The following is a 16,710-nucleotide window of genomic DNA, read 5'->3' as shown; positions in this document are numbered from 1 at the left end:
ATGACCGCTGCGCACACACTTTCATGTCCGCTATCCACATCGCAGCAAGCTTCATCTTCTACCTCAAAGAATGAGTCCTGAGCCTAGATATGCAGGCCAGTGAACTGGACCAGGGATTCGCGCCGGGGGCTGTTGCCATTTTTGAAATGTACGGAAGCAACACATTGCCGGATATGACACACTGGCAAATGTGCGATGGTCAAAGCATGCATTTGCACACATTCGCGCGACCCTAACCCCAAAAAACTGTGGTTTTCCAAGCATACTCCGTTCCGATAACGCTTCGTTTATCGCCAGCAATCTTCCGGTTTCCTTTTGAATAGGTGACAAAGTGGAACGAGCAGGCCGCAGCAGCGACCGTGGCCCAAACATGCAAAAGGAAACACTAATGAGCGCGTCGCAGAAAGAAGGTAAGCTATCTACCGCTACCATTTCGGTTGGTGGGAAATCCGCCGAAATGCCTGTACTTTCAGGCACTCTGGGACCGGATGTTGTCGACATCCGCAAACTTCCGGCGCAACTGGGCGTTTTCACGTTTGACCCCGGTTACGGGGAAACAGCCGCCTGCAACAGCAAAATCACCTTTATTGATGGCGACAAGGGTATTCTGCTGCACCGTGGCTACCCCATTGCCCAGCTAGCGGAAAATGCTTCCTATGAGGAAGTTATCTATCTGCTTCTGAATGGTGAACTGCCGAACAAAGCACAGTACGATACCTTCACCAACACCCTTACAAACCACACCCTGCTGCACGAGCAGATCCGCAACTTCTTTAACGGCTTCCGGCGTGATGCCCACCCCATGGCCATTCTGTGCGGCACGGTTGGGGCTTTGTCTGCCTTCTACCCAGATGCCAACGATATTGCCATTCCCGCCAACCGGGATCTAGCTGCCATGCGCCTGATTGCCAAAATCCCAACCATTGCAGCATGGGCATACAAATACACGCAGGGTGAAGCCTTCATCTATCCGCGGAATGATCTGAACTACGCAGAAAACTTCCTGTCCATGATGTTCGCGCGCATGTCCGAACCCTACAAGGTTAACCCTGTTCTGGCCCGCGCCATGAACCGGATTCTGATCCTGCATGCCGATCATGAACAGAATGCTTCCACCTCTACCGTGCGTCTGGCAGGTTCTACAGGCGCCAATCCGTTTGCCTGTATTGCTGCGGGCATTGCGGCCCTGTGGGGGCCTGCACATGGTGGTGCTAACGAAGCCGTGCTGAAAATGCTGGCTCGCATTGGCAAGAAAGAAAACATCCCTGCCTTTATCGCGCAGGTGAAGGACAAGAACAGCGGCGTAAAGCTGATGGGCTTTGGCCACCGCGTTTACAAAAACTTCGACCCACGTGCGAAGATTATGCAGCAGACCTGCCACGAAGTGCTGACAGAACTGGGCATTAAGGACGATCCGCTGCTTGATCTGGCTGTTGAGCTGGAAAAAATTGCCCTGAGCGATGATTACTTCGTGCAGCGCAAGCTCTACCCGAATGTGGATTTCTATTCCGGCATCATTCTCAAGGCCATGGGCATTCCCACCAGCATGTTCACCGTGCTGTTTGCCGTTGCCCGCACCACCGGCTGGGTCAGCCAGTGGAAGGAAATGATTGAAGAACCGGGCCAGCGTATCAGCCGCCCTCGCCAGCTTTATATTGGCGCACCACAGCGCGACTATACGCCTCTTGCCAAACGGTAAGATAGGTTAACCCAAAAAGCCGGTTTTCCTTATGGAAGACCGGCTTTTTGTTTGTGCTGCTCTTCAGCGCCACAAAGACACAAGCCACCACTTGGGCATAAAAAAACGCATGCCCTAACGGAACATGCGTCTGATTACATAGGGCTGTACGCCTTAGGTGCGTTAGTTGCAATCACACCCTTTGGTTGGCCCGGAATCCATGCGGACAACATGATGATCAATCCATTCGGACACAAGGCGGCGCGCTTCATTCACTGATGCTTCGGGATGATGAATACGGTACAAGGTGGTGCAGGCATTAAATGCCGTAACATCCGCTGTCCCAACTTCGCGCAGTTCCTTGTAAGCCGTTATAACGGCCCGCTCACACTTGCGCGCGATACGATTAGCTTCGGCGGCCACGGCATATTCCTTAACTGATAATCAATCTTAACTGGGAATGATTAAACGCTACATCCACCATATAAGCAAGGTGCAAAAATCAATTCTGGGGCTTTTGAACATCACAAGTTTTTCACTCATACGCCGCCCACCTATTTATCTGGCATGCATATGCAGGAAAACTGCCATATCAGGCATAGATTTTCCACGCCTGCGGCGTTATTCCAAACATATATAGACAACCGCCAAATTCAAGGACATGCGCACATGACATCACCCTCAGGCGTGGCCTCTGCCCACCCCGCTGAGACCAGCGACTGGGACCGCGACGCGGCCCTGACCACCGCACGCCTGCTGCTGGAAATCAAAGCCGTAAATTTCCGCCCGGAAGATCCGTACACCCTGACTTCTGGCTGGAAATCTCCCGTCTATATTGATTGCCGCCGCATTATCTTTTTCCCCCGTGCCCGTGCCAAAATTATGGAACTTGGGGTGGAAAAAATTGGCCGCCACGTTGGGTATGAAAGCCTGGATGCCGTTGTGGGTGGTGAAACCGCAGGCATTCCGTTTGCAGCATGGATGGCAGACCGCATGATGCTGCCGATGGCTTATGTGCGCAAAAAACCCAAAGGCTTTGGCCGCAACGCCCAGATTGAAGGCGATGTGCCTGAAAACATGCGCACCCTGCTGGTAGAAGATCTGACCACCGATGGTGGTTCCAAAGTGCAATTTGCCAATGCGTTACGTAATGCTGGCGCCATTATCAACCACGCATTTGTTGTGTTCTATTACGGCGTTTTCCCCGGTGCGCAGAACACGCTGGCAGAAATGAACGTATCTTTGCATGCCCTGTGCACGTGGTGGGATGTGCTGGAAGCATGCTCTACACGGCCATACTTCTCTGAAGAAGCTGCATCAGAAGTGCGGCGTTTTCTGGAAGATCCTTGCGCTTGGTCTGCTCGCCACGGTGGCGTTGGCACTTTGGAAGAAGCCGCTGCATTTAAAGCCAACAAGGATAAATAAAACGGTGCAGATAGATGGCCCTGCCCTTTTTGGCCCCCGGCATATTCTGGCATTTGATTCCGGAATTGGAGGTTTGGGTATTGTCAGGGCCATTCAAGTGCTGGCGCCAGATGTCTGCATAGATTATTTGGCCGACACCGCCATTTTTCCGTATGGCGAACAGGATGACGGTTTTCTTATTGAGCGAATCGTCTCCTTGCTCTCTCAGGCTATTCGGCGGCTTCAGCCTCAGGCTGTGGTGGTGGCCTGCAATACGGCCAGCACATTGGCGCTGGAAGCCCTGCGGGCCGCATGGCCAGATATGCCCTTTGTAGGATGTGTTCCGCCCATACGCTGGGCTGCGCGTATCACCCAAACCAAGGTTATCGGGTTGCTGGCCACACGCGCTACCGTGCGGCGGCCATACCTTTCTCGGCTCCATGCGCTTTACGCGCCAGAATGCACACTTATTGCCCATGCTGCCCCCGGCTTAGCTGGATGTGCGGAATTAGCCTTCCGTGGACAGGATGTGCCTGATTCTACGATTTTACGAGAAATAGAAGGGCTGTTTATTCACCCGGATTCTAACAGACTGGATGCCGTAGGCCTTGGCTGCACACATTATACCTTTGTGCTGAACCGTCTGCGTGCGCTCTCTCCACCCGGCCTGACGTGGCTAGACCCTGCGCCAGCCGTAGCGCGGCATACCTGCAACCTGCTGGCTCATTTACCACAGAAAACCCACGCACACCCCTGCGCATGGTTTACGGCCCTACCTGATACCCAGAACGATCAAGCCCTGCTCACACACTTAAAACCTTACGGGTTCAGTGCCGTGACATTATGGGAAGATATTAATGAAGTAGAAGCCAGCTATTAACCCGTAATAGCCAGCCCCCAATACACAGCCGCTCTTAACGCTCGCGGCTAGCAGAATAGCTGGCCGTTTCCAGCAGCAGGTTTTTCAATGTGTCATCTGGGAACATAGAAAGATTTTCACGTGCTTTAGCCGCGTAATCTTCCGCACATTTTAGGGTAATCCCAATTGCATTTGTTTCTGCAATACGACCCAACGCGGCTTCCAGATCTCCGGGGTGCTGATCACATTCCTCAATCACCCGGCGCCAGAAAATACGGTCTTCCTCATTCCCGGCTTCGTAAGCTGCCAGAACAGGCAGGGTGACTTTTCCTTCACGGAAATCATCCCCCACTTCCTTACCCAGTGTGGCCTGATCTGCCGCATAATCCAGCGCATCATCAACAAGCTGGAAAGCCATGCCCAAATTGGCACCATACATGCGCAATGCTTCACGCTGTTCTGGCGTAGCTTCACCAATGACAGCGCCAGATTCGCACGCAGCAGCAAACAGCGCTGCTGTTTTGCCGTAGATAACCTGCAAATACTGATCTACCGATGTGGAAAGATCATTCTGCGTGGTCATCTGCATGACCTCACCTTCCGCCAGCGTGGCAGAAGCCGCAGACAGAATCGCCATAACACCCAGCGAGGCATCGGCTGTTAGAATCTGGAAAGACCGCGCAAACAGGAAGTCCCCCACCAGCACAGAAGCCTTGTTGCCAAAAATGGCATTGGCGCTTGCCAGCCCACGGCGAAGCTGGCTGTCATCCACCACATCATCATGCAGCAGCGTGGCTGTGTGAATGAATTCTACACACGCGGCAATTTCTACATGCCGCATGCGCCCATCCTGATTATTATAGCCGCACATTCTGGCCGCAGCCAGAGTAAGCAAGGGCCTCAGCCGCTTTCCGCCAGCCGCCACTAAATGGGCCGCAAGCTGCGGTATAAGTGCCACGGGGCTTTGCATACGGTCTACAATGACCTGATTGCAGGCAAGCATGTCCGACGCAAGATAATCGGCCAGCGCTTTCAGGCCTGCTTCTCCTGGTTTACTCACTGAAACTCCAGATCCATCCTGGCTTGTGGTTCTGCCTGTTTCTGACAGACTGATTGCAACACCCAAACGTTTTATCCCCCAGCCATGGGATGAGTTGACGTTCTTCTATATGCGAGGCACCTGAAAAACGGTCAAGCGCCTACGAATTCAAGCCAGCCAGACACATAGCTCCCATCGGAAACCATGCCAGCTCGTTTTGCCATTACTCCCGGAACGCTTTTGCGTGGCCGTATCTCCTATAGCCAGTTTCTGCAAGGCTATCGCACCGGGTTGGAACCCGTGCTTATGGCTGCCGCTGTACCGGCCCGTAAAGGCCAGCATGTGCTGGAAATTGGCTGTGGCGCTGGAGCCGGGCTGCTTTGCCTGCTCCACCGCGCGCCCACCCTTCAGGGCACGGGCGTGGAAAAAGAAAGTGATACAGCAACCCTGGCCCAGCAAAACATGGTCGCCAACCATCAGCAGAATATCAGGATTCTGAATGCCACATTTCCCGATGTTTTTCTGGAAGATAACCCGCTGCCCGAACAATATTTTGACCACTGCATGGCGAATCCACCGTGGCATGCCCCTTTAGGCACAGCCTCGGCGCACCCGCGTCGTGATCTGGCCCGGCGGATGGGGGCAGATACCTTACCCACATGGATTGCAGGCGCTGCCCGAATCCTGCGCCATAAAGGCAGCCTTACGCTTGCTTTACCCGCGGCATTAGCAGACCAAGCCATTTTCTGCCTGAGCAAATCCGGATTTGGGGGTGTTACGCTTTATCCGTTCTGGCCAAAGGCCGGGCGAGAATCGCGCATTGTCTTGGTGCAGGCCCGCAAAGGCGTTAAAAGCCCAGCCCGTGTTTTGGCTGGGCTGGTGCTGCACGAAGCCGATGGCGCTTTCACGCCATCGGCCCGCACAGTGCTGGAAGAAGGCGCCCCGTTGCCAGGGCTATAAGCTGTTTATTCGAACACAGAGTTTTCAAAAGCCTCTTCCCACGTACCGGCTGTGGAAGCACGGCTGTATTCTGTGGAGCGGTTTTCAAAGAAGTTGGTGTGTTCTACGGCATTCAACATATCATCCAACCACGGCAGCGGGTTGGTTGTGGTGTTGTAAATTGGCTCCAGCCCAAGCTGAGTAAGGCGACGGTCTGCAATAAAGTGGATGTAGGTTTTCACCTGCTCCGCATTCAGCCCTTCTACAGCACCCATTTCAAAGGCCAGATCAATAAAGGCCTCCTCATGCTCTACAATGGTGCGGCAGATATCTGTTAGTTCCGTGCGTAGCTGCTCTGTCCACAGCTCAGGGTTTTCCTGAATGAACACGCGGAACAACCGGATAATGGACAGGCAGTGCAGTGTTTCATCACGCACAGACCATGAGACAATCTGCCCCATGCCCTTAAGTTTGTTGAAGCGTGGGAAGTTTAGCAGAATGGCAAAAGAGGCAAAAAGCTGAAGCCCTTCCGTAAAGGCCCCAAAAGCTGCCAGCGTTTTGGCGATTTCATGCTTGCTGTCCACCGTGAACGTTTGCATGTAATCGTATTTATCCTTCATTTCCTTATACTTAAGGAAAGCAGAATACTCGGTTTCAGGCATGCCGAGTGTATCCAGAAGGTAGCTGTACGCTGCAATATGGATGGTTTCGATGTTAGAAAAAGCTGAAAGCATCATCAGCACTTCCGTGGGTTTAAACACACGGCTGTAGTGCTTCATGTAGCAGTTGTTCACTTCCACATCGGACTGGGTGAAGAAGCGGAAAATCTGCGTCACCAGATGCTGTTCACCTTCGTTCAGAACGCGGTGCCAGTCTTTTACATCATCGGCCAGAGGCACTTCTTCTGGCAGCCAGTGCAGCCGCTGCTGCGTCAACCACGCATCATACGCCCACGGGTAGCGGAACGGCTTGTAAACCGGGTTGGCTGTCAGCAGGTCAAACTTCTGTTCCTGCTGCGGCTCCTGACCAGACATATGCTCGCTCATGCTGCCTCCCTTAACGGCAACACGCAGGATGCCGTCATATTTCTTTTATAAACAAATTGTTAGTAGCCAATGCTTACTGACAGGCCAAGCATTCTTCGTAGTCATTCCCGCTTGATGCAGAACCTGACGATGCTTGGGATGAATCCACATTCATCACATCATTCTTGGCCAGAACATTGCTCACTGTATCTGCACGCTGGATAGACAGGCTGCGGCAATAATACAAAGATTTCAGGCCCTTTTTCCAAGCCATGTAGTGGATCTGGTGCAGATCCCGCTTATGCACATCGGCCGGAAGGAACAGATTGACGGACTGTGCCTGACAGATAAACGGCTGGCGATCTGCCGCATGCTCCACGATCCAACGCTGATCCAGTTCGAACGCGGTTTTAAACACGTCCTTTTCCTGCTGGGTCAAAAAATCCAGATGCTGCACGCTGCCCTTGCTGGTGGTAATGGAAGACCACACCTCCGGCGTATCCTGCCCTTTTTCCTCCAGCAGCTTCTGCAAGTGCCGGTTACGTACGGTAAAGGAACCGGAAAGCGTTTTCTGCAAGAACACATTGGCCGCAATTGGCTCAATGCCAGGGCTGGCGTTCCCCGCAATAATGGAAATGGACGCCGTAGGCGCAATAGCCATCTTGTTAGAAAAGCGTTCCATAACGCCGTATTCTTCAGCATCCGGGCATGGGCCGCGCAGTTCCGCCAACTTGCGGGATGCTGCATCTGCCTGCTCACGAATATGCTTGAAAATCTTACGGTTCCAGACCTTTGCTATCACACTTTCAAACGGCACGTTGCGGCTTTGCAGGAAGGTGTGGAATCCCATAACACCAAGCCCAACAGAGCGTTCACGCATGGCCGCATATTTAGCGCGGTGCATATCTTCTGGCGCACGGTCGATAAAGTCCTGCAGCACATTATCAAGGAACAGCATCACGTCCTCAATAAACTGCGGGTTATCCTTCCACTCATCCCATGTTTCCAGATTCAGGGAAGAAAGACAGCATACAGCCGTACGTGCCTTACCGTGATGATCGATCCCGGTTGGCAGCGTAATTTCGGAACACAGGTTGGAGGTTTTGACTTCTAGCCCAGCTAACTTGTGGTGTTCCGGCCGCGCATTGTTCACATGGTCGGAGTAAACAATGTAGGGCTCACCCTGCTCCATGCGGGCCGTAAGAATACGTATCCACAACCCACGGGCAGAAATCTTACGGATAACACTGCTATCTTTAGGGGAGATCAGCGCCCATTCATCATCGCTTTCCACAGCCCGCATAAAGGCGTCTGACACCAGCACACCATGATGCAGGTTCAGCGCCTTACGGTTGGGATCCCCCCCAGTGGGGCGACGCAGTTCGATAAATTCTTCAATTTCTGGGTGCCAGACTGGCAGATACACCGCAGCAGACCCGCGGCGCAAAGAGCCCTGAGAAATAGCCAGTGTGAGGCTATCCATCACGCGGATAAACGGAATAACGCCGGATGTTTTGCCATTGCGGCCAACATTTTCACCAATGGAGCGCAGATTACCCCAATAGGAACCAATGCCGCCGCCCTTACTGGCCAGCCAGACGTTCTCATTCCACAGATCAACAATGCCCTTCAGGCTATCGCTGGCTTCGTTCAGAAAGCACGAAATAGGCAGCCCGCGTGATGTTCCGCCGTTAGACAGAACGGGCGTTGCTGGCATGAACCAGTGCTTACTGATGTAATCATAAATGCGCTGGGCATGGGCTGCATCTGCCCCGTAATACGAGGCCACACGGCCAAACAGATCCTGATACCCTTCATCCGGCAAAAGGTAACGGTTATCCAGCGTGGCCTTGCCAAAAGGTGTGAGCAACGCATCACGGGAGCGATCTACCCGCACTTGGTGGTGGCCGGGCAACTGCACCATATCTTCCATCTTGCCAGCGTTGAACAGATCGGGTTCCCCGGCTTCTGCCCCCCCGGACGAGGAACGACGAATGTCATTTTCCTGTACGTCAATCAGGGTCATGGCTGGGTTACTCCGCTATTTTCTGCGTCAATTTTGGGGTCGGATGGGGGGCTTTGCCTCCGCACCATATCTCGTGCTTGTGCTCTATCTTGCCCCCTATATCTAGTGAATTTTTGCACAGAAAGCTAGAAAAAGGGGCTTGAAATTTTGAAAGTGGCGGTTTTCTCCCGCTTCTGTGGGGTGCTTTTTTATTCGGCCTGAATCAGTCCGGAAAGCTCCATCCGGCGGCGAGATTCGGCAATACCATCTGCCACGGCCAGAGCTGCCGCCAGAGCGCGCCGACCGGCATTTGCGTCCACCACCACAGGGGCACCGTCCAGACACGCAGCAACAAAAGCTTCGTGTTCAGCCATAAGCGAATCATGCTCTTTCCACGTGATGTGCTCGCGCCGGAATCCGCCTGTACCCGGTAAGGGAAGGCCCCGATCACGGCCAATCATTGTCAGTTCCCGTTTTACAAAATCGGCGGACAAGTAGCCTTCCTCAGAAAACAGGCGCATGCGCCGTTCCGTTTTCAGCGAGATGCGGCTGGCGGTTATGGTGGCCACACAGCCGTTTTCAAACCGCACACGCGCATTGGCAATATCTTCATGAGCAGAGCTTACCGCCGCACCCAAGGCATCCACCTGCGCAATAGGGCTATCTACAATAGCCAGAACCAGATCCAAATCATGGATCATCAGATCCAGAATAACGGATACATCCGTGCCGCGCGGCTTGTAGGGGGCAATGCGTGTGGCCTCTATATAAAGAGGGCGGGTGATACGCTGGGTAATGGCATCGTGCTCGGCAGAATAACGCAGCAGGTGCCCAACCTGACAGACCAACCCGCTTTCATGCGCCAGAGTAACCAGAAAATCTGCCTGTTCCAGCGTGGCGGCTATGGGCTTTTCCACCAGCACATGCTTGCCCGCACGCAGCGCTTGCACTGCCAGTTCAAAATGAAATTCTGCTGGAGCAGCCACAACCACGGCATCACACGCTGCCAGTAGGGTATCAACATCCTGCATAACGGGGCATCCGGCTTCCTTTGCTACCAAGGCCGCGCGCTTGTTATCGGGATCAAACAGCCCCACCAGCGTTTCCCGCGCAACGTGGCGCACTTTCAAGGCATGAAAACGTCCGAAATGTCCGGCTCCAATTACGCCAACCTTAAGTGTTTCAGCCATGAAATCCGCCTTCTTTTTGTGCCCTACAAGACTGCATGCAGGCGTAGCACCCCCGTAGCCGAATGCAAGCGCCCTCAACAACAGGCAGCCTTGCCGCAAACTGATGCAGTTTGGCCACGTACATCTTGGTGTGGCGGCCATACAACAGGTATGAAACGCGAATAATGCAGCACAACGGTTGCATCCCGCCTGCCGGGGCGGCATGTTCCCGGCAAGAAAACTGCAAGCGATCAGGTGAGAATGTATTACAGCCGCCTCAAACTGGCCTCGGTGCTGGGCGTGTGCCTGTTGGGCCTGCTGCTGTGCCTACCCAACGGTATGCGCAAGCCTTTCCCTTCCATACCATGGCGTCAAATCCATCTGGGGTTAGATTTGCGGGGCGGGTCTTACCTGCTGATGCAGGTTGACCTTAAAAGCCTCACGCACGACAGGCTCCAGACCTTGGCAGAAAACACGCGTGATGCCCTGCTGAAATCTCAGCTCGGTTATCAGAACATCAACGTGAATGCCGACAAAAACACCGTCTCCTTCCAACCGCGTGATGCGGCTGAAGCAGATAGAGATGTTGCTACGCTGGACAAGCTGCCCCGCGTTGTGCCCAATGAATTCAGCGTTAAAAAGCAGGATGACGGCACAATCGCTCTGGTGCTTTCTGCAGATGCCATTAAGGCCCGCGCGCGGGAGGCTGTGACACAGTCTATCGAGATTGTGCGTCGGCGTATTGATGGCACGGGCGCGGTTGACCCCGAAATCACCCGTCAGGGCGATGATCGGATTGTGGTAGAGCTGCCCGGCATCAGTGATCCAGAACGGATTAAGGCGCTGCTTGGCACCACGGCCAAAATGACCTTCCGGCTGGTAGATTCCAACCCGCTGCATGCCACCTATGCCCCCCCGGGTGTGAGCCTTGTGCCCATGGCTAACCCGGCGGAAGGCGGCCCCCTGCCTGTTTTTGACCATGTGGATGTGGATGGCACAGACCTGACAAACGCAGGCGCAGTGATTGACCAGCAAACAGGCGAATGGGCTGTCAGCTTCTCTTTCGATTCAGTAGGCACGCGCGCTTTCTCATCTGTTACGCAAACCAATGTTGGCAAACGCTTCGCCATTGTTCTGGATAACAAGGTGATTGAAGCCCCCGTTATCCGCACCCCCATTACGGGCGGTAACGGGCAGATTACGGGCGGATTTGATGCCCAGAAAGCCACGGATCTGGCACTTATGCTCCGCGCTGGCGCACTGCCCGCACCTTTAAGCGTGGTGGAACAGCGCAGCATCGGGCCATCTCTTGGGGCCGATTCCATTCGGGCCGGTATTCTCAGCCTTGGCGTTGGCTTCCTGCTGGTTGTGGTTTTTATGGTGCTGTTTTATGGCCGCTTTGGCTGGTACGCAGATATCGCCCTGCTGGCCAACCTTGTGCTGATGGTTGCCATTCTCTCTCTGTTCGAAGCTACACTTACACTGCCGGGTATGGCGGGTATGCTGCTGACCTTGGGTATGGCGGTGGACGCCAATATTCTGATTAACGAACGCATACGTGAAGAAGTAGCCCGTGGCCGCACCCCTTTGGCTGCCATGCAAACCGGGTTTGAACGCGCCACCTCCACCATTGTAGATAGTAATGCCACGGCCTTTTTGGCCCATGTCATGCTGTTTGTATTTGGCACCGGGCCGGTGCGTGGCTTTGCGCTAACCATTACCATTGGTATTGCCACCACGCTGTTCACCACCCTGCTGCTTTCCCGCATGCTTATGGCCCGCTGGTATGCGCGTACGCGCCCTGCCAGCCTGCCTGTCTGAAGCGAGGCCATTATGTTCGGACGTCCTCTTCTGCGTTTTGTGCGCAAAGACACGCATATCAACTTCATGCGTGGCCGGTACATGGGGCTTATTGTCTCGGCCGTGCTTTCCATTGCCTCTATTATTCTGTTCTTCCACCCCGGCCTTACGCTGGGGCTGGATTTTAGAGGCGGCATTGTGGTGGAAGCCAAAACCAGCGGCCCGGCAGATTTTGCCAAGCTGCGTACGGCGCTGGCGGCACAGCATATCTCCCACGCATCGCTACAGGCATTTGGCGCACCCGATGATGTGTTGATCCGCCTAGATACCGGAGATGACCAGAATACAGATGCTGTGGTGGACACTGTGCGCCGCGCGGTTACAGATGCACAGCCCGGCACCACCATTTTGCGGGCTGATGCGGTTGGCGCTTCTGTTTCGGCCGAGCTGTTCCGCAATGGTATGCTGGCCCTTGGGCTCAGCTTGGCCATGATTCTGGTTTACATCTGGTTCCGCTTTGAGTGGGAATTTGCCCTTAGCGCCGTGATCACGCTGGTTCTGGACCTGACCAAAACCATGGGTTTTCTGGTTATCACGGGTTTTGAATTTGACCTTGTGATGGTGGCCGCCATTCTGACCATTCTGGGTTATTCCACCAATGATAAGGTGGTGGTGTATGACCGTGTGCGTGAAAACCTGCGCAAATATCGCACCATGCCTCTGATGGAACTGATCAACCTTTCCATTAACGAAACGCTGAATCGTACTTTGGGCACATCCTCCACCGTGTTTTTGGCAGCTCTTCCGCTGGCACTATGGGGCGGCGCTACGCTTTCCGGTTTTGCATGGACCATGTTGTTCGGCATTGTGGTGGGTACTTCCTCCTCCATCTTCATTGCAGCGCCGCTGCTGCTGTTTATGGGAGAAGGCAGACTAAAACGTGGTGCCAAGGCTGGCCCAGCCCCGGCGCAGCAGAAAAGCTGATACGCTTTTCCTTGCAACAATAAGCCAACAAAAACGGAGCGGGTTATGCACCCTGCTCCGTTTTTTTATGTCTAGCGCATGAAACCGGATGTTGGCGGTGGTGGTAAAAGAATGGCGCCAGACAATGCGGGAGAAAGAGGCTGCGTGGGTTGTTCCACCGCGCCAATAAAATCTTCCACCTTCTGGCCCGCCTTCCGCAGCCTGCGCCGGGTTGGTTTATCCCGAAACGCCAGAATAGCCAAAAGCGCGTTTCTGTCTGTTGTAATAATATTGAAGACTTGGGCAGGTGGCAGATCTTCTGTCATTATCCGCCCGCGCGCCATACCATTGGCTATGACGTAACTATACAGCAATGTGCGCGGTGTTTCCTGCACCTTCAGCCCGCGTGAGCTTTGGCACCCTGCCAGCCCTAAAATGGCTAGAACACCCATTGCTGAACGAAAAAAAACCGGAAAGCCGGATCGGGAGCGCTTCATATAAGAAGCATATCCCATATCCCACTTTCCGGGAACAGATCACACAGCTACCATTTTAAGCCAATGGTGGCTGGCATAAGGCGTATTAGCCCTGATGCGGTGCCTGATCTTTATTGTTGGCTGCCAGTTCATCACGAATCTGCTCAAGCAGAACTTCGGTTTTGGATGGCGGCGGCGGTGCCTTGGGTTCTTCATCTTCACGCACATGCAAGCGTGTCAGGGCTTTAACCATCCAGAAAATAGCCATGGCTACAATCAGGAACTGGATAACGGCGTTCAGGAACAAGCCAAGGTTCAGTGTAACAGCACCTGCTTTCTGGGCTTCTGCCAGAGTTGCCAGATGCGGGCCCTTAAGCGTGATGAACAGGTTGGAAAAATCAATCCCGCCGATAAGCAGACCAATCAATGGGTTGAAGATGTCTTTTACCAAGCTGTTCACAATGGATGTAAACGCAGCACCAATAATAACACCAACAGCCAGATCAACAACGTTGCCGCGCATGATGAATGCCCGGAACTCGCCCACCCAACCTGGGGCATGGACGTGAGATTTAAGGTCAGCCATACAAAAATTCCTGTTTAATACTGAAAAATCCGCCCAGAGGTAGCCGTTTTACTGCTTTTTCCTCAAGCCCCTGTATCAAGATTGATACATTTTTCTTAATATTTAAGGTATTCTGTAACACAAATGCTGCACAAACGCTGTTATTTGCCCTTTATATGCTTCACTTCATTATCATGCCCAACAAGGCAAATGAACGGTTGATCCAGCATACGCATTTCGTTTATATGCACGGCAATCTTGGCCCGGTCGGTATCGGGCCCTTTCTGCTGTAACGAAAGAACCAGTTTCATGAAGCCCGGCATTCACCCCGATTATCACGAAATCAATGTTGTCATGACTGACGGCACGGAATTCAAGACGAACTCCTGCTATGGTAAGGCTGGCGATACGCTCCGTCTGGACGTTGACCCCAAGTCTCACCCAGCTTGGACAGGCGTGCAGCGTATGCTGGATACCGGGGGCCAGGTTGCCAAGTTCAACAAGCGTTTTGCTGGTATTGGCACCCGCAAAAAAGGCTGATTTTTCAGTTCTTTGCGTATGCAGAAAAGCCCCGCCTCTTGAAAAAGAGCGCGGGGCTTTCCACGTTTAGGGGCAAGGAAATGCCCGCATATGGGGTTTCCGCCAAAAAATGCTGCCGGGCACGATTGCCTTCGGGGGTCTTGGCAAAACCGGCAGAACCTTGCTGAACGAGGAGGTTCTTACATGAGTTACGATTTTACACCGCTATTTCGCACGGCAATTGGCTTTGACCGCCTTGCACAGGTTATGGATTCTGCGGCCCGCTCACCGGGCAACTCCAGCTTTCCGCCCTACGATATCGCCAAAACGGGAAGTGATAGCTACACGCTTACCATGGCCATAGCTGGCTTTGGGCCGGAAGATATAGAACTGGTGGTGCAGGATAACACGCTTGTTGTATCTGGCCGCGTTAATGCTCCGCAGGATGAAGGAGAAATCCTGCACCGAGGCATTGCCCGCCGTGCGTTTGAACGCCGTTTTGCACTGGCAGACCATGTGGAAGTAACAGGCGCAGAAATGAATAACGGGCTTTTGCGCATTACGGTGCAGCAGATTATTCCTGAAGCGCTTAAGCCGCGCCGTATTCCTGTTAAAACTGTCAGCACCACGCCAGAAGAACGCGCCGTTACAACCGAGCAGAAAAATCAGGTGTCGCAGCAACCTCAGCAATCTATTGCCACAGCCGCCTGATTGCTGAAGTGTTACCAATACACTTCATATAGGCCCAGCAAGGGGGAAACTGCGGTTTCCCCCTTATTTAATGTGTAGAATATTGGGCCGTTATGTGTATTGCGGCTTGACCTGAAGCTGCCACTCCCCCCATATCGTGGCACAGATGCGCGCCGGCAGGCACGCAGGCCTGCGGAACACGTTCCGGGCCGTCAAGTTCCCGGTGCCTGCGCAAGCGCCGCCCGACGACAGGAATACAAAAACATGACGACCCTACCGTTAATGCCCAAAGCAACTGCTGTGTGGCTGATTGAAAAAACTGCTCTCAGTTTTGAACAGATTGCCGCTTTCTGCGGTATGCACCCGCTGGAAGTGCAGGCCATTGCTGATGGCGAAGTGGCACATGGTATTGTCGGGTATGATCCGGTTGCGAATCACCAGCTCAAGCAGGAAGAAATCCAGCGTTGTGAAAAAGACCCCAACGCACGGCTGAAAATTCTACCTTCTAACAACCCTGTGCGCCGTCGCTCCAAGGGGGCGCGTTATACGCCTGTTGCTAAACGTCATGATCGTCCGGATGGCATTGCATTCCTGCTGCGCAACTATCCGCAACTGAGCGATCAGCAGGTTGTTAAGCTGCTTGGCACCACCAAAGATACCATTGCCAAAGTACGCAACAAGCAGCATTGGAACACCCCCAACATCAAACCGCGTGATCCGGTAACCGTGGGGCTGTGCAGCCAAACAGATCTGAACGCTGCCGTGCACGAAGCCAATATGCGTCTGGAACGTGATGGGCAGGAAATTCCTGCACCCGTAACAGATATGGAAAGCTTTAGCTCTTCCGAAAACTAATGGAATGATGCCCTGAGGCAGAAGATCGTTCTTTCTGCCTCAGAAGCATTTAAGCTGCCAAATACGGCGTTAAACCGAAAGGCGCTCTATTTCTTCCTTTATTCGTAGCTTTTGTAATTTTAAGCACATCAGCACGCGCTCGTCCGGTCTGGGGCGTCCACCTTCGCTCATAATTTTCTGATCAATACGGAAATGGCGCGATTTAAGACTCTCGATCCTTGAAAGGCGTGTCATTTGGGTGCCTCCACTCGATTGATGACCCACAAACGCTAACGTACTGAGGATAAGAAAGTTCATGTTAATTTCATATATCACGCCCTGCTGGCATGCGGGCTGAGCATAGAAGTTTTTTTGTAATCCTGGCTGGCGTCCGGCTCTTACATGGTAAACACTGCTTCGGGCATGCTATTCACTCTGCGGGCCGCCAGACCCGGCGCACGATTCCGCATCAGTGGTGAAGGAGACAGGACATCATGCTGCGAGATCGCGATTTACTGCTTGCCCAACTGCATGAACTGCGTAGTGAACACAGAGATCTGGATACAGTTATCAGCCGGATGGGGCATGAAACCACCTTTATTGATCAACTATATCTCCAGCGGCTTAAAAAGCGTAAACTCCTGTTAAAAGATCAGATCACCAAGGTTGAAAGCCTTCTGATCCCTGATGATATCGCCTAAACCACCCCGTTACAGACTTTAGAAAACCCGGATAGATACCTACC

At 53.2% G+C, this 16,710-nt stretch carries 18 protein-coding genes; 10 read left to right on the top strand and 8 right to left on the bottom strand.

The window, feature by feature from the left end:
- The first annotated feature begins 388 nt into the window (after window positions 1-388).
- Window positions 389-1,699, top strand: a complete 1,311-nt coding sequence (gene gltA / locus FKW31_RS06010; RefSeq protein ID WP_150178057.1) for a citrate synthase — start codon at window positions 389-391, stop codon at window positions 1,697-1,699.
- 162 nt (window positions 1,700-1,861) lie between these two features.
- Here the strand turns inward: gltA and FKW31_RS06005 are convergent, their stop codons facing one another.
- Window positions 1,862-2,101, bottom strand: coding sequence for a hypothetical protein (locus FKW31_RS06005; RefSeq protein WP_003622965.1), 240 nt, complete (start codon window positions 2,099-2,101; stop codon window positions 1,862-1,864).
- A gap of 246 nt (window positions 2,102-2,347) precedes the next feature.
- On the opposite strand from FKW31_RS06005, the gene FKW31_RS06000 reads away from it, so the two are divergent.
- On the top strand, window positions 2,348-3,103 hold the full coding sequence (locus FKW31_RS06000; RefSeq protein ID WP_012812827.1) for an orotate phosphoribosyltransferase: 756 nt from the start codon (window positions 2,348-2,350) through the stop codon (window positions 3,101-3,103).
- A 4-nt stretch (window positions 3,104-3,107) separates the two neighbouring features.
- Window positions 3,108-3,962 carry a glutamate racemase gene (locus FKW31_RS05995; RefSeq protein WP_150178056.1) on the top strand — a complete coding sequence of 285 codons (855 nt, stop codon included), beginning with the start codon at window positions 3,108-3,110 and terminating at the stop codon, window positions 3,960-3,962.
- A gap of 34 nt (window positions 3,963-3,996) precedes the next feature.
- On the opposite strand, the gene FKW31_RS05990 is transcribed toward FKW31_RS05995, so the two are convergent.
- A complete protein-coding gene (locus tag FKW31_RS05990; RefSeq protein WP_006115144.1) occupies window positions 3,997-5,067 on the bottom strand; it encodes a polyprenyl synthetase family protein in 1,071 nt (356 codons plus the stop codon).
- 117 nt (window positions 5,068-5,184) lie between these two features.
- On the opposite strand from FKW31_RS05990, the gene FKW31_RS05985 reads away from it, so the two are divergent.
- On the top strand, window positions 5,185-5,940 hold the full coding sequence (locus FKW31_RS05985; protein ID WP_063353917.1) for a tRNA1(Val) (adenine(37)-N6)-methyltransferase: 756 nt from the start codon (window positions 5,185-5,187) through the stop codon (window positions 5,938-5,940).
- A gap of 5 nt (window positions 5,941-5,945) precedes the next feature.
- Here the strand turns inward: FKW31_RS05985 and FKW31_RS05980 are convergent, their stop codons facing one another.
- From FKW31_RS05980 to FKW31_RS05970, 3 genes are all read right to left on the bottom strand, one after another.
- The gene (locus FKW31_RS05980; protein ID WP_006115142.1) at window positions 5,946-6,965 is read right to left on the bottom strand and encodes a ribonucleotide-diphosphate reductase subunit beta; all 1,020 of its coding nucleotides are present in this window, start codon (window positions 6,963-6,965) and stop codon (window positions 5,946-5,948) included.
- Window positions 6,966-7,038: 73 nt separating this feature from the next.
- On the bottom strand, window positions 7,039-8,970 hold the full coding sequence (locus FKW31_RS05975) for a ribonucleoside-diphosphate reductase subunit alpha (RefSeq protein WP_035351500.1): 1,932 nt from the start codon (window positions 8,968-8,970) through the stop codon (window positions 7,039-7,041).
- A 188-nt stretch (window positions 8,971-9,158) separates the two neighbouring features.
- Window positions 9,159-10,139, bottom strand: a complete 981-nt coding sequence (locus FKW31_RS05970) for a Gfo/Idh/MocA family protein (RefSeq protein ID WP_035351501.1) — start codon at window positions 10,137-10,139, stop codon at window positions 9,159-9,161.
- A gap of 234 nt (window positions 10,140-10,373) precedes the next feature.
- Between FKW31_RS05970 and secD the strand changes: the two genes are divergently transcribed.
- On the top strand, window positions 10,374-11,939 hold the full coding sequence (gene secD, locus FKW31_RS05965) for a protein translocase subunit SecD (protein WP_193562048.1): 1,566 nt from the start codon (window positions 10,374-10,376) through the stop codon (window positions 11,937-11,939).
- Between the two features lie 12 nt (window positions 11,940-11,951).
- Entirely contained in the window at window positions 11,952-12,902 is a 951-nt protein-coding gene (secF, locus tag FKW31_RS05960) for a protein translocase subunit SecF (protein WP_150178054.1), read from the top strand.
- Window positions 12,903-12,973: 71 nt separating this feature from the next.
- Here secF and FKW31_RS05955 read toward each other — a convergent pair whose 3' ends face one another.
- Window positions 12,974-13,378 (bottom strand): hypothetical protein, encoded by a 405-nt coding sequence (locus FKW31_RS05955; protein WP_238332750.1) that lies wholly within the window; start codon window positions 13,376-13,378, stop codon window positions 12,974-12,976.
- A gap of 85 nt (window positions 13,379-13,463) precedes the next feature.
- On the bottom strand, window positions 13,464-13,943 hold the full coding sequence (gene mscL / locus FKW31_RS05950) for a large conductance mechanosensitive channel protein MscL (RefSeq protein WP_006115135.1): 480 nt from the start codon (window positions 13,941-13,943) through the stop codon (window positions 13,464-13,466).
- 288 nt (window positions 13,944-14,231) lie between these two features.
- Here mscL and rpmE point away from each other — a divergent pair, with 288 nt between their 5' ends.
- The 3 genes from rpmE (at window position 14,232) to FKW31_RS05935 (ending at window position 15,986) form a co-directional block, all read left to right on the top strand.
- Complete coding sequence (rpmE, locus tag FKW31_RS05945) at window positions 14,232-14,462, top strand: 50S ribosomal protein L31 (RefSeq protein WP_006115134.1); 231 nt, start codon at window positions 14,232-14,234, stop codon at window positions 14,460-14,462.
- Between the two features lie 183 nt (window positions 14,463-14,645).
- Window positions 14,646-15,152 carry an Hsp20 family protein gene (locus FKW31_RS05940; protein ID WP_035351759.1) on the top strand — a complete coding sequence of 169 codons (507 nt, stop codon included), beginning with the start codon at window positions 14,646-14,648 and terminating at the stop codon, window positions 15,150-15,152.
- Window positions 15,153-15,395: 243 nt separating this feature from the next.
- The gene (locus FKW31_RS05935; protein ID WP_035351508.1) at window positions 15,396-15,986 is read left to right on the top strand and encodes a DUF1013 domain-containing protein; all 591 of its coding nucleotides are present in this window, start codon (window positions 15,396-15,398) and stop codon (window positions 15,984-15,986) included.
- Window positions 15,987-16,055: 69 nt separating this feature from the next.
- Here FKW31_RS05935 and FKW31_RS05930 read toward each other — a convergent pair whose 3' ends face one another.
- On the bottom strand, window positions 16,056-16,220 hold the full coding sequence (locus FKW31_RS05930; protein WP_080585990.1) for a YdcH family protein: 165 nt from the start codon (window positions 16,218-16,220) through the stop codon (window positions 16,056-16,058).
- 239 nt (window positions 16,221-16,459) lie between these two features.
- Here FKW31_RS05930 and FKW31_RS05925 point away from each other — a divergent pair, with 239 nt between their 5' ends.
- Window positions 16,460-16,666, top strand: coding sequence for a YdcH family protein (locus FKW31_RS05925; protein WP_006115131.1), 207 nt, complete (start codon window positions 16,460-16,462; stop codon window positions 16,664-16,666).
- The last annotated feature ends 44 nt before the right edge of the window (window positions 16,667-16,710 follow it).

It is taken from the genome of Acetobacter sp. DmW_136, from assembly GCF_008690365.1.
In the GTDB taxonomy this organism is placed as follows: Bacteria; Pseudomonadota; Alphaproteobacteria; order Acetobacterales; family Acetobacteraceae; genus Acetobacter; species Acetobacter oryzifermentans.
This window is presented reverse-complemented; position numbering and strand designations above follow the sequence as displayed.

Excerpts from the sequence above, each read along its gene's own strand:
- gltA (WP_150178057.1), top strand. The coding sequence starts at position 389 with ATGAGCGCGTCGCAGAAAGAAGGTAAGCTATCTACCGCTACCATTTCG.
- FKW31_RS06000 (WP_012812827.1), top strand. The coding sequence starts at position 2,348 with ATGACATCACCCTCAGGCGTGGCCTCTGCCCACCCCGCTGAGACCAGC.
- FKW31_RS05985 (WP_063353917.1), top strand. The coding sequence starts at position 5,185 with ATGCCAGCTCGTTTTGCCATTACTCCCGGAACGCTTTTGCGTGGCCGT.
- FKW31_RS05980 (WP_006115142.1), bottom strand. The coding sequence starts at position 6,965 with ATGAGCGAGCATATGTCTGGTCAGGAGCCGCAGCAGGAACAGAAGTTT.
- FKW31_RS05975 (WP_035351500.1), bottom strand. The coding sequence starts at position 8,970 with ATGACCCTGATTGACGTACAGGAAAATGACATTCGTCGTTCCTCGTCC.
- FKW31_RS05970 (WP_035351501.1), bottom strand. The coding sequence starts at position 10,139 with ATGGCTGAAACACTTAAGGTTGGCGTAATTGGAGCCGGACATTTCGGA.
- secF (WP_150178054.1), top strand. The coding sequence starts at position 11,952 with ATGTTCGGACGTCCTCTTCTGCGTTTTGTGCGCAAAGACACGCATATC.
- FKW31_RS05955 (WP_238332750.1), bottom strand. The coding sequence starts at position 13,378 with ATGAAGCGCTCCCGATCCGGCTTTCCGGTTTTTTTTCGTTCAGCAATG.
- mscL (WP_006115135.1), bottom strand. The coding sequence starts at position 13,943 with ATGGCTGACCTTAAATCTCACGTCCATGCCCCAGGTTGGGTGGGCGAG.
- rpmE (WP_006115134.1), top strand. The coding sequence starts at position 14,232 with ATGAAGCCCGGCATTCACCCCGATTATCACGAAATCAATGTTGTCATG.
- FKW31_RS05940 (WP_035351759.1), top strand. The coding sequence starts at position 14,646 with ATGAGTTACGATTTTACACCGCTATTTCGCACGGCAATTGGCTTTGAC.
- FKW31_RS05935 (WP_035351508.1), top strand. The coding sequence starts at position 15,396 with ATGACGACCCTACCGTTAATGCCCAAAGCAACTGCTGTGTGGCTGATT.
- FKW31_RS05930 (WP_080585990.1), bottom strand. The coding sequence starts at position 16,220 with ATGACACGCCTTTCAAGGATCGAGAGTCTTAAATCGCGCCATTTCCGT.
- FKW31_RS05925 (WP_006115131.1), top strand. The coding sequence starts at position 16,460 with ATGCTGCGAGATCGCGATTTACTGCTTGCCCAACTGCATGAACTGCGT.